The following is a 12367-nucleotide window of genomic DNA, read 5'->3' on the forward strand; positions in this document are numbered from 1 at the left end:
AACGCGTTGGCTGTGTCGAACACGGTGTCGTGACGGCACCGCCGCGGTGCCGTCACGACAACGATGTCAGGAGGCCGAGGACCCAGTTTCGGCGCTCGACTTGGTCGTGATCGCGTCGTCGTCGGACGCGGCGTCGGCGGTCGGGGCGTCGGCGGTCGGCGAACCGGACAGCATGGTGCCGTCGGCTGCCACCTCCATATCGGTGGTGATGGTCGCGACCGGGATGTGCGAGCCGTGTAGGAATCGGTCCGATGCCAGGCGCATCCCGACGTAGTAGAAGACAAGGCCCGCGGCAGCGCCCATGAACCAGGTGAAGCTGGCCTCGTACGAGGTGCCCCAGATGACGAAGCAGATCGGGATGATCGACGCGAGCACCACCGAGATCACCGCGACCGGGTTCCATCCACCGCGATAGTGGTAGGCGCCCTCCGGGCTCAGGGTGAACAGGTCGTCGACGATGATCTGCTGCTTCTTCACGAGGTAGAAGTCGGCGATGAGAATTCCGAACAGTGGACCGATGACGGCACCGAGGGTGTCCATTGTGTAGTGGATCGCGCTGGCGTTGTTGAACAGGTTCCACGGCGTGATGATGACCGAGCCGATGGCCGCGATCATGCCGCCCATGCGCCACGAGATCTTGGTCGGCGCGACGTTCGAGAAGTCGAAAGCGGGCGAGACGAAGTTGGCGACGATGTTGATGCCTATGGTCGCGATGGCGAACGTCAACACACCGAGAACGGCGGCCGTGGTGTTGTCGATCTTGTCGACGATGTGTACGGGGTCGGTGACGATCTTGCCGTCGGCGTCACGCCCGATGACGGTGACGCCTGCCGAGACGGTGCACACGACAAGGATCGAGAAGAACAGGAAGTTGACCGGCAGGCCCCAGAAGTTGCCCTTCTTGACCTCTCCGAAGGTCTTGCCGTAGCGCGAGAAGTCGCCGAAGTTGAGCATCGGACCCGAGAAGTAGGAGACGACGAGGGCGAACGCGCTGATCATCATGGTGATGGTCGGCCAGGTGCCGCTGATGCCCGAGCCTTCGGAGAGGTCGAAGTGCACGTTGCTCCACCCGGCCTTCGCGATGAGATAGGCGGCGAGGGCGATCATCACGACGTAGACGGCGGGTCCGCAGAAATCGATGAACTTGCGGATGGTGTCCATGCCGTTCCAGAAGACCAGTGCCTGCAGCACCCACATCAGAACGAATCCGCCCCAGCCGAGGAGGGACAAGCCGAGAAATGCGTGGTTCCCATTCTCGCCGTAGGGTTCCAGCGCGGGCCAGAACTTCAGGGCGAGAAGACCGAACGCGGTTGATGCCAGATATGTCTGGATTCCGTACCAGACGACGGCGATGGTGCCGCGAATGATCGCGGGAATGTTGGCGCCCTTGACCCCGAAGCAGATTCGTGTGGTGACCGGATACGGCACGCCTGCTTGTTGTGACGGCTTGGCCACGAGATTGCACAGCAGGTTGACGGCGACGATGCCCACGAGCAGGGCGACGAGCACCTGCCACGATGAGATGCCCAGTGCGAACAGGCTTCCGGCGAACACGTAGCCGCCGACACTGTGCACGTCGGACATCCAGAACGCGAAGATGTTGTACCAGGTCCAGTTCTGATTCTTCAGTGGAGCGAGGTCTTCGTTGGTCAACTGTTGGTCGTAACCGACCTTGATGATGCTTTCGCCAGCGGCGCTGTGATGTTCGGTGGCGATCTGCGCGTCGGATGAAGCGCTCATGGTTCTCCTCAGGGCGGTGTGACATCGGAGTGATCCCGAAAGTGTCTGAGTCGAAGGTAAGAACGCTTTGTTACCCGTCAATTAACGCGCCGATATATTCGACGCCATACCGAATATATTCGCGTCGTCTCACGGGTCAGGTCGATGAGGTGGTCGACGGTGTCTGTGACCGGTACCGCCGGCCGGCGGGGGCGTCATGGATGGCGCCGACAACGGCAACCGCGGCGATCATGATGCCCGCCACGAGGAGAGCCGTGCCCATGTGCACGCGCATCAACACCACGCCGAGCGCCGCGCCGGCGATCAACGACACCACCGCCGCGGTGCGACGTCCGGTGCCCTTGCCGCGGCCCGATCCGAGGAAGGAGTCGGCTGCGAGGCCGGTGATCGTCGACGTCACGACGACGGTCGTGACGTCCTTGACCGCGACCGCGCGGGCGGCTGCGGCCTGAATGCCCATGGCAGTCGCGGCGATCGTCGTCACCGTGATCATCACCGGGTGTTCAGGATGGTCGCCTGAGGCGAACAGTACGACGGCCAGCGCGACCATCGTCGCCGCGACCGTGGCGAACAGCAGCGTCGTCCCGAGCGTCCACGCGCGGTCGGCTCGTCGGAGAGTCCGACCGCCCGCAGCTGCGCCTGCCATGAATCCCACGAGCGCCATCGCCGGTCCCAGTATCGGCAGTCCCGAACCGCCCGCAAGCGCCATCCCGAGGATCACGACGTTGCCGGTCATGTTGCCCGTGAAGACCTTGTCGAGGCCGAGATAACCGACAGCGTCGTTGATGCCGGTGGTGAACGTCAGCACCAACATCAGGGCCAGATGCATACGCTCGAGGGGAATAGCGCGGATTCGATTCAGCACCGCGGTGTGCCTCCTTGGGTGGCGAAGCTGTCGCGAGATGCGGTCGGCGAGGCTGATGCGAACTCGACTGCCCGGCCGATGAGTGCGGTATCGCAGCCACGTGGGCCGACGAGACTGTGGCCGACCTTGCGCGAAGACCTCACCGCGCGAAGTCCGACTTGCGGATACGCGCATGCACGCCTTTGACCAGATCAACGACCTGAGAGATGTTGAAATCGGTTGCGGCACTGAGATAGGCCAGCGCCTGGGCAGGGTGCATACCGTATCGCACACCGAGCAGTGACATCGCCGATCGAACGCAATTCTGCACGGCCACATCTAGATCGGGGTCGAGGCCCGTCGGGATCAGGAATTCCCGTGTCTCGGCAACCGGCGCGACGAGTTCGCCGAACCGCGCTGCGACGTCGGATGCCGGGATCACATCGAAGCGGATCGTCGCCCGCAGTGAGGCTTCGAGAGCTGTCAGGGCGACCTCGCCGTCGCCCTGCGCGAAGTGGGGATCGCCGACGTAGGCGAGTGCGCCCTCGACGTTCACCGGCAGATAGAGGGTCGCTCCGACGGTGAGCAGTGTGATGTCGAGGTTGCCGCCGTGGGGTCCCGGCTGGATCGAATTCGGTCGGACATCGCCCGGTGCTGCCACGCCCATGATCCCGAGAAAAGGGGCGAGCGGGAATCGTGCGGCAGGTTCAGGATTCGACGGCGACAGTGGGAGGACCCCGCGTGCGTCCTCGCCGTCGCCCTCCACCGTCACGAATGCGCTGTAGGTGGCACCTCCGATCGGGTATTCGCCGGGCAGTGCGCCGCGGCCATGGCGGTTGGACACGACGCCGTAGGGGACTCGGCGACGTGTCTCGACGACGGTCATCGCGAGGAGATCGCCGGGGTGGGCGCCTCTGATCTCGATCGGACCCGTGACGACGTGAGGGCCGTCGACACCCTGTCGATGTGGTCGGTCCGACGCGCAGAGGGTGACGGCTTCGTCGAGAACCATCTCGGGGTCGACGCCGTGGGAACCGAAGAAGGCCAGCGGATCCCGGCCCTGGTCGGCGAGGATGCCCTCGTGGCTGAGGGTGTCGATGGTGACTGTGGCGCCGGATTCCACCGACATCACCGGGGTGTCCGCCGCACACGGCAGGTCGCCCCAGTACACGTCCTCTGGCCTGCACGGCAAGTAGTCGTCGCCGCTGATCGGACCCGAGCCTGCGGGGAGGATCAGGTCACCGCCCGACAAGTGCGCGAGTGCTGATGGCTGGGTGGTCACGAGGTACTCCGTTCGACGAGCCGCCCGACCTCGTCGAGGTGCGCTGTCATGGCGGCGACTGCTTCTTCGTGGTCGTGGAGGCGTACCGCCTCGAGGATCTCTTTGTGGCCCTCGAAGGAGTTGCGCCGCCCCTCCCGGGTGGCGTGCGAGCGTGCGCGGACGGTGTGTACCCATCCCGCACTGAGTTGGCACAGCGACACCAGAAGCGGATTGCGCGCGGCTCTGGCGAGTTGCATGTGAAAGGCGACGTCCTGCGCCAACGATTCGGCGGGATCGAGCCCCGCGTGTGTGGATGTCAGGATCGACTCGAGCGCAACGAGATCCGACGACGTCGCACGATCCGCGGCGAGGCCGGCGACCTGCGGCTCGATCAGTTTGCGCAGTTCGGCCACGTGCTCTTCTTCTGCGTCGGTGCTCATCGTCTCGAGGATTGCCGTCGCGTTCGGCGAGCGTGGCGCGACGATGGTTCCCCTACCCGGAGTCCTGGTCACCAGACGGCGCTGCTCCAGGTCGCTGAGCGCTTCGCGGATCGTCGTTCGGGACACCTCGAGGTTCTCGGCGAGGACCCGTTCCGGTGGAAGTTTGTCTCCTGGCGAGAGGTCGTTGACGACCATCGCCTCCAGGTACGCCGCAGTACTCGCGCTGAGGGTGTGTCCGCGACGCAGCATGTGGGTCTCCGTTCCGGGGCATGGCTTCCCGAACCTGGTATCTTGGTATGACCAACTGTAACCCAGGCGATGCACCCGGGGACAGGTGGCGGACGGCACGCCGCTCGCGGACATCGAAATCGACTCGTGAGTGATTCGCGGGTGTGTCCACTCCCTCATCGAGTCGCACCTGCACCTCGACAAGGGATTGCCCGACCTCGCGTCGGCTCCGGCTCGCGCGAATCCCGGTGGGAGCGCGGACTCAGCCGAGTTCCGGACGCACGCCGAGTGAGGCGCTCGTCTGGATGATCGCTTCCTCGAGCCGCCCGTGGTGCACCCGGGCGGCGTCGAGGACGGCTGCGGTGTCGCGAGCTGCGAACGCTGCGAGTAGGTCGGCGTGGTCGACGTTCAGCTTGTCCTGGGTCGGCGCGTCGACCGAGCGCATCACCTGGAACGGCTCGGTGAGATTCCACGTCGCGTCGAACATGTTGAGTAGGCGCGGCATGGCGCACGGTGCCGTCAGTGTGGTGTGGAAGCGGCGCGAGACGTCGTGGAACGCCTTGCCGTCGTTGAACCTCGTTGCCGTGACGAGTTCGTGGTGGAACTCGGTCGCCGCCGCTATCTGTGCGTCCGTGATGTTCTCGACCGATCGGGTCAGAGCGGCTTGCTCGAGTACGCCGCGAACGAAGTAGATCTCCTTGAGTTCGGCCAGGGACAGCTGGCTCACGTGGTAGCCGGAATTGCGCTGATGATCTACGAGCCCTTCGCCGACAAGGGTTTTGAGTGCCTCCCTCACCGGAATCGCGCTGACGCCGAAGGCGTCGGCGATGTCGGCGGGCATGATCTGCGTACCGGGAGGTGCGCCGCCCGACAGGATCAGTCGACGCAACTCCTCGAGCACATTGGCCCGGTCGTTGCCCGATCGTGTCTCCGCCAGTTGGACGAGCAAGCGGTTTGTCATGTTCCTGCTCATGGCGCCGCGTTCGACTGTTTGCGTTCACGCACCTCGCGGTGTGCCTTGGCTGCCGAGGGATGCCGTCTGATCCATTGCGCCACAGCCTCGGTGAGTCGCTGTTGGTTGTAGCGCTTGACGATCTCGTGCCCCTCGTCGTGGAACATCAACAGTTCGGCGATCCCCCCACGGGCGCGTAGCTCGTCGACCATCTGCTGTGACTCGCTGACCGGAACATTGGTGTCGTGGGCGCCGTGGACGACGAGCAGCGGTGCGGTGATGTCGTCGATGCGGTGGATGGGGGACAGGTCCCGTAGTAGTTCGCGATCGGATTCGGGGTGTCCGTATTTGGTGTACGCGGCCACGGCGATCCACGGTTCGGTGTTACGGAAGAACGACTCGAGGTCGCTCATGCCGCAGATCGCGATACCGGCCGCGAACACCTCGGGGTGAAATGTCAACGCCGCCAGCGTGAGATAGCCGCCGTAGGAGCGGCCCGCCACGTAGAGCCTGTCCTTGTCGGCGATCTGCGAAGACACCACGTGGGCGGCGCAGTCGGCGGCGTCGTCGATACCCGCGTAGCGCCCGTAACGGTCGTCGGCGTGCGAGAACAGACGCCCGTATCCCGACGATCCGCGGACGTTGGGTGCGAAGACCGAGATCCCGGCGTCGACGAGTGGTCCGAACAGGAACTGGTAGTCGGGGCGGGTCTGCGACTCCGGGCCGCCGTGGAAGTACAGCAGACACGGCGGCGGGCCGGAGTCGGGATCGGGGTTCGTGGCGCGATACAGCCAGCCCGTCAACGGCATTCCGTCACGGGCTGAGAACTCACGATATTCGGGGCGAAGTGCCGCCGACGGTCCGCTGCCGGTGATGACGTCGTCGCGGATGGGCGTCACGGTGCTCGACGGGGTGTGCACGAGGTGCACGAGCGGCGAGTGCTGAGGGCATGAGACCGTCAGCGCCACGATCGTGCCCGCCGCGCTGATCGACAGATCCGACGCTACGTCGCCGGGCAGCGGGATCGGTTCGTGCAGCGTCTGATCCGGAAGGGTGAGGATCTGCAGTTCGCTGCGGCCATCGACATTCCAGAGCATGGCCACCGTCGACTGGTCGTTACTGACCGCGAACTCGTCGAGCCCGGCCCCCGCGCGCTGCGCGAGGACGCGGAAACGCCTTCCGGTTCTGGAGACCTCGACGCCGAGCAGACGTGGGAACTTGGCGTCGAAGTCGCTAGTCACCAGGGCCTGCACGCTGTCGAGGTCGCGGTAGGAATCCTGTGGGGGCCCGACGAACACGAGTGACGGGTGATCGAAACCCTGGTCGAGAATGTAGCCCTGATCGGTCACCGAACCCGGATCGTTGGGCAGGATCGTCGACATCTCCATCTCGTCGGACTCCGTCGCTTCGAGATCGGCGTCCTCGCGTTGGTCCGGTCGCCGCAGCAGCAGCATGTCGCGGTAGCCGCGCGGACCGACGCGCAGCAACGCGGCGCCCTTCCAGGAGTCGATCAATGCCCCGCCGACGCGGACGTCGAGGATCTCGGTGGCGCCCGTACCGGGATGTGCGCGCACCGAATACGCCGTGCCGTCAGGGGTCGTCGCAGTGATCAGTACCCAGTCGGTGTCCCAGCCGACGAGCGAGACCGTACCGAACGAGCGTCGCGAACCGAGTGTCGCCCGATTGGACCAGTCGGACTCAGTCTCCTGACGGTTGCTGCCGATACGGTGCGACCTGTTGTCATCGGGATCGGTGGTGACCACCCAGACCTGATGGTGTTCACCGCCGCTCGGCGCCAGCTCGACGGCGAGCCACTCGCCGTCCATCGAATGGACGAGCTTGCGTACCGGGCCGGTGGCGGGCACGGTCACCCAACGCAGTTCGCCGACACCCTCAGGCGACAGCACCCGTTGCGCCGCACGAGGATAACCGGCGCCATCGTCGACGATGTAGGCGAATGCCCTGCCGTCCGGGGAGACCGACGGACCGTACGTGTGCCAACCGCGGTCGTCGAAATTGACGAGTGGCTTCTCCTTGGCTACCTCATTGTTCGACGGGACGGTGTCGGTGATGTCGTCCGCGCTCACCGTGCCGTGATGTCTTCCATTGTCTGTAACCACATCTCGAGCACTGCGAGCTGCCACAACTCGTTGGAGTCCAGGGTGGTGCGGGTGCCGTTGGGATCGGCGAAGAGGCGGTCGAGGGTCTCGGGTCGATACAGGGCACGGTCTTTCGCCGACTGTGCGCGCAGGGTGTCGGTGACCAGATCGAGCACGCCACCCTCGAGGTGCCGGATACCCGGAACAGGGAAGTACCCCTTGGTCCGGTCGATCACCGCCGCGGGCAACAGCTTCCGCGAAGCTTCCTTGAGTACGCCCTTGCCGCTCGGATTCAGCTTCAGGTCGGGCGGACAGGTGGCCGCGAGTTCGACGAATTGGTGATCGAGGAACGGCACGCGGGCTTCGAGCCCCCACGCCATGGTCATGGTGTCGACACGTTTGACCGGATCGTCGACGAGCATGACCGTGGTGTCCAGACGCAGCGCCGCGTCGACGGCCGAGTCGGCGCCGGGTGCGGACTGGTGTGCGAGGGCGAATTCCCAACTGGGGTCGTAGTCGCTGTCGCCGAGGAGGTACGGATCGTTCAGCAGCGCGCCGATGGCCTGATGTGATCGGTCGAAGAAGACCTCGCGGTAGGCCTTGGTGGTCTCCTCGCGCGCGATGCCCTGCAACGGCGGATACCAGGAGTAGCCGCCGAGGATCTCGTCGGCGCCCTGCCCGGATTGCACGACCTTGATGGACTTGCTGACCTCCTGAGAAAGCAGGTAGAAGGCGACGCAGTCGTGGCTGATCATCGGCTCGCTCATCGCCGCGATCGTGTCCGGCACGGCTGGTAGGAGGCGATCGGTGCCGATGTGGATCTTGTGATGGTCGGTGGCGAAGGTGTCGGCGATCAGGTCGGAGTAGGCGTACTCGTCACCCGATTCGCCGCCCGCGGAATCGAATCCGATGCTGAAGGTGGCGAGATCCTGCTGACCCTGCTCGGCGAGCAACGCAACGACCAACGAGGAGTCGATACCGCCCGAGAGCAGCACACCGACCGGGACGTCGGCGACCATGCGGCGTCGGACAGAGGTGCGCAGCGAGTCCATCAGTTCGTCCTGCCAGCGCACCGCATCCCAGTCCGCGCGGCCGGGGTCGGGCGCGAACACCGGCTCCCAGTAACGACGTTCGGTGCTGCGGCCGTCGGGATGGATCACGCGGACCGTGGCCGGCGGCAGCTTGCGGACACCGTTGTAGATGGTGTGCGGCGCCGGAACAACCGCGTGGAAGCTGAAGTAGTGGTGCAGCGCGACGCGATCGAGGGAGGTGTCGACATCACCGGCGCGCAGCAGTGCCTGCAACGACGACGCGAAGCGCAGACGTCCCGGAGTCTCCGACAGGTAGAGCGGTTTGATGCCGAGCCGGTCGCGCGCGAGTGTGACCACGCCCGAGTCGGTGTCGACGACGGCGAAGGCGAACATTCCGATCAGATGGTCCACGCAGTCGGTACCCCACGCATGGAACGCCTTGATGATCACCTCGCTGTCGGCATGAGAGAAGAAACGGTAGCCCCGGCCCTCGAGTTCGCTGCGCAACTCCTTGTAGTTGTAGATGCAGCCGTTGAACACCATCGCCAGGCCCAGTTCGGAATCGACCATCGGCTGTGCGCCGCGTTCGGAGAGGTCGATGATCTTGAGCCGTCGATGGCCGAGGGCCACGGAGCCCTTGACGAACAGTCCGGAACCGTCGGGACCACGACGGGTCATCGAGCAGGTCATGGTGTCGACGGCCGAGGCGTCGGGCGCCGAACCATCGAACCGGATTTCACCGCAGATGCCACACATGTAGGTCAGTCCTCTCGGTTGCTTGACGTGTCCAAGCCTATGAGTTTCGCAACGGCCCGGCAGGGCGAGCGGAGGTGCAGGTCACGAGGTCGGCGTCACCCATGTCGTGATCTCGCAGTGCACGACTTCAACACCGCGCGTGTCGGTGACGGCGATCGAGACCACGACGTCGCGGCCACTGTCGATGGCGGCGAAGTCCACAGGTTCGGCAAGCGTCGCGACGGCGGTCAGTCGCGTCGTCGCCTTCGTCAGATACGACGCCGTCATGCCCTTGGGGATCCAGCGGTGCGTTGACGGAGTCGTCGCCTCCATCAACATGCCCATGGCGACCTCGGCGAGGTTGCAGGCCGCAATCGCGTGAAAGGTGTGAATGTGGTTGTAGACGCCGAACCACTTGGGGGCGCTCACCCGGCACAGGCCGGGCTGCATCTGTTCGACGTAGGGGAGGATGGTGCCGAAGTACGGCACGCGCACCGACATCCCCAGGGAGAAGAGTGCCTTGCCGAGCACGTTGTCGGGCAGCCTGCGGCGCAGGGCGTAGGTCGGTGAGGACGAGTTGGTCGGCAAAGGTGACGATTTGGCGTCGGACATTGCCCGGATGCTACCCGGACGAGGAACCTTGGTGAGGTGACACCTCCTTCGGAGAAGGACCCACAGCCCGCCGATCCACAGGCATCCACCGACAACGGCGACACGCCCGACGCCTCGCCTACCGGCACCGATCACCACGACCATCCGCACCATGTCCACTTCAGTCCGTTGTGGTGGCGCGGCGGTATCCCGCTGATCGTCGGCGTGATCATCTATTTCATCCCGGCTCCCGACGGCGTCGATCCCAACGGCATGCACATGCTGGGGATCTTCGTCGCGACGATCCTCGGGTTGATCCTGCAGCCCCTGCCGACGGGATCGGTGGCGATCATCGGGCTCGCGCTGGCCATGGTCACGAAAACCATGTCACCCAAAGAGGCGCTCGCCGGCTTCTCGAACACGACCATCTGGCTGATCGTGGCGTCGTTCTTCATCGCCGAGGCGTTCATCGTGACGGGTCTCGGGCGCCGGGTCGCGCTGATCTTCGTGCGTGCCATCGGCAAATCGAGTCTCGGCCTGGCCTACGGGATGGGTCTCGCCGATCTCATCCTCGCGCCCGCGACGCGGTCGAACACCGCACGCGCAGGCGGTGTGATCTACCCGATCGTGCGATCGCTCGCCGAACTCGTCGACTCGACACCGAAAACCGACGCCTCGCGGCGCAAACTGGGCGCCTACCTGATGCTGACGGCGCTACAGGTCAACGTCGTCACGTCGGCCATGTTCCTCACCGCGATGGCAGGCAATCCGCTCGCGCAGGAGGCCGCGGAGAAGATGCGCATCGAGATCACCTGGGGCAACTGGGCGCTCGCCGCGATCGTCCCCGGCCTGGTCAGTCTCGTCGCGACTCCGTGGGTGATGTCGAAGATCTACGCGCCAACACTCAAGAAGACTCCCGAGGCGCCTGCGCTCGCCCGCGACGAACTGAAGAAGAGCGGTTCGATGACGCGCAACGAGTGGATTCTCGCGGCGACGTTCGTGCTGCTCCTCGTCCTGTGGTGTCTGGGCAAGCAGCTCAACGTCGACGCGACGACCACCGCCTTCGCCGGCATCGCGATACTGCTCGTCACCGGCGTGCTGACGTGGAAGGACCTCGTCACCGACACCGGTGCGTGGCAGACGCTGATCTTCTTCGGTGTGCTCGTCGCGATGGCCGACGAACTGCGCAAACTCAAGGTCATCGACTGGGTGGGCGACAAGGTGGCCTCCAGCGTCGACGGCCTGCCGTGGATGGTGGCGTTCGCGATTCTCACGCTCGTGTACTTCTACGTGCACTATCTGTTCGCGTCGAACACCGCGCAGATCGTCGCGATGTACGCGGTGTTCCTCGGTGCCGCCGTGGCGACCGGTGCTCCACCACTGTTCAGTGCGTTGGTGTTCGGTTTCATCGGCAGCCTCTTCGGCGGCCTCGCCCACTACTCGTCGGGACCCGCGGGCGTCATGTACGGGTCGGGATACATCAAGACCAGCGAGTGGTTCCGTGTCGGCTTCCTGATGTCGGTGGTCAACATCATCATCTGGACCGCCATCGGCGCGCCGTGGATGAAGCTGATCGGGATCTGGTGAACCGGCGTCGACACGGGCTGTTCAATCCGCCTTGCGGCTCGGCTGCTCAATCCGCCTTGCGGCTCGGATATTCAGTCCGCCTTGCGACTCAAGTACTCAGTCCGCCTTGCGGCGGAAGCCGAATCGTAGGGCCTCACGGTTGACGCCTGCCACCGCGTCGAGTGGGATGCCCGCGGGGCACACCTCGGCACATTCGCCGTAGGTGGAGCACGGGCCGAAGTCCTGCTCCATCTGTCCGGTGATGGCATGGGCGCGGCGACCGCGTTCCTTCTTGCTCTGCGTGAGGGCCGCTAGGTGGAGCAGCTTGGCGCCCGCGAACAGGTGCGCTGCGCCGTTCGGGCAGGCGGCGACGCACGCCCCACACCCGATGCACGCCGCGTAGTCGAGGGCCTTCTCGCTCGTGTCCTTGTCGACCAACTCGGCATCGGCGTCGGGGGCCTGGCCTGCGGCGACGGCGACGTGGCCGCCTGCCTCGATGACCCTGTCGAGCGCGGAACGATCGACGACGAGATCGCGCACCACGGGAAAGCTGTTGGCGCGCAACGGTTCGAGCTTGAGGTGTGAGACTCCGTCGAAGTGTCGCAGGTGTTGTCTGCACGACGGCGTGTTCGGTGTCGGACCGTGCGGGCGGCCGTTCACCATCATCCCGCACGCGCCGCAGACACCCTCGCGGCAGTCGGAGTCGAACGCGATCGGCGATTCTCCCTGGTCGACGAGGTGGTCGTTGAGGCGATCGAGGACGTCGAGAAGCGACATCTCGGCGGTGGCGTCGTCGATCACGTAGGTCTCGAAACGGCCGTCGTCGTCGGCGTCGGCCTGTCGCCAGGCTTCGATGGTGAGCTTCATGGCGTCACTCCTC

The 12367-nt window shown here is 65.1% G+C and carries 10 protein-coding genes; 1 reads left to right on the forward strand and 9 read right to left on the reverse strand.

Going from position 1 to position 12367, the window contains the following annotated elements; all coding sequences use genetic code 11:
- Positions 1–66 precede the first annotated feature (66 nt).
- From GOOTI_RS00950 to GOOTI_RS00985, 8 genes are all read right to left on the reverse strand, one after another.
- A complete protein-coding gene (locus GOOTI_RS00950; RefSeq protein WP_007236679.1) occupies positions 67–1740 on the reverse strand; it encodes an NCS1 family nucleobase:cation symporter-1 in 1674 nt (557 codons plus the stop codon).
- Between the two features lie 136 nt (positions 1741–1876).
- Positions 1877–2605: a YoaK family protein gene (locus GOOTI_RS00955; RefSeq protein ID WP_007236680.1), complete on the reverse strand. Its 729-nt coding sequence runs from the start codon at positions 2603–2605 to the stop codon at positions 1877–1879.
- A gap of 139 nt (positions 2606–2744) precedes the next feature.
- Positions 2745–3866: an acetamidase/formamidase family protein gene (locus GOOTI_RS00960; protein ID WP_007236681.1), complete on the reverse strand. Its 1122-nt coding sequence runs from the start codon at positions 3864–3866 to the stop codon at positions 2745–2747.
- On the reverse strand, positions 3863–4534 hold the full coding sequence (locus GOOTI_RS00965) for a FadR/GntR family transcriptional regulator (protein WP_007236682.1): 672 nt from the start codon (positions 4532–4534) through the stop codon (positions 3863–3865). The genes GOOTI_RS00960 and GOOTI_RS00965 overlap by 4 nt, the downstream gene beginning before the upstream one ends.
- A gap of 241 nt (positions 4535–4775) precedes the next feature.
- Positions 4776–5474 carry a GntR family transcriptional regulator gene (locus tag GOOTI_RS00970; protein WP_007236683.1) on the reverse strand — a complete coding sequence of 233 codons (699 nt, stop codon included), beginning with the start codon at positions 5472–5474 and terminating at the stop codon, positions 4776–4778.
- A gap of 8 nt (positions 5475–5482) precedes the next feature.
- The gene (locus GOOTI_RS00975; protein ID WP_051997825.1) at positions 5483–7537 is read right to left on the reverse strand and encodes a S9 family peptidase; all 2055 of its coding nucleotides are present in this window, start codon (positions 7535–7537) and stop codon (positions 5483–5485) included.
- A gap of 11 nt (positions 7538–7548) precedes the next feature.
- Positions 7549–9351 carry an N-acetylglutaminylglutamine amidotransferase gene (locus GOOTI_RS00980; RefSeq protein WP_007236685.1) on the reverse strand — a complete coding sequence of 601 codons (1803 nt, stop codon included), beginning with the start codon at positions 9349–9351 and terminating at the stop codon, positions 7549–7551.
- Between the two features lie 81 nt (positions 9352–9432).
- Complete coding sequence (locus GOOTI_RS00985; RefSeq protein ID WP_007236686.1) at positions 9433–9942, reverse strand: hotdog fold domain-containing protein; 510 nt, start codon at positions 9940–9942, stop codon at positions 9433–9435.
- Between the two features lie 36 nt (positions 9943–9978).
- Between GOOTI_RS00985 and GOOTI_RS00990 the strand changes: the two genes are divergently transcribed.
- Positions 9979–11508, forward strand: a complete 1530-nt coding sequence (locus GOOTI_RS00990) for an anion permease (RefSeq protein WP_007236687.1) — start codon at positions 9979–9981, stop codon at positions 11506–11508.
- Positions 11509–11604: 96 nt separating this feature from the next.
- Here the strand turns inward: GOOTI_RS00990 and GOOTI_RS00995 are convergent, their stop codons facing one another.
- Entirely contained in the window at positions 11605–12354 is a 750-nt protein-coding gene (locus tag GOOTI_RS00995) for a succinate dehydrogenase/fumarate reductase iron-sulfur subunit (RefSeq protein WP_007236688.1), read from the reverse strand.
- Between the last annotated feature and the right edge of the window lie 13 nt (positions 12355–12367).

The organism is Gordonia otitidis NBRC 100426, assembly GCF_000248075.1.
Taxonomy (GTDB): Bacteria; Actinomycetota; Actinomycetes; order Mycobacteriales; family Mycobacteriaceae; genus Gordonia; species Gordonia otitidis.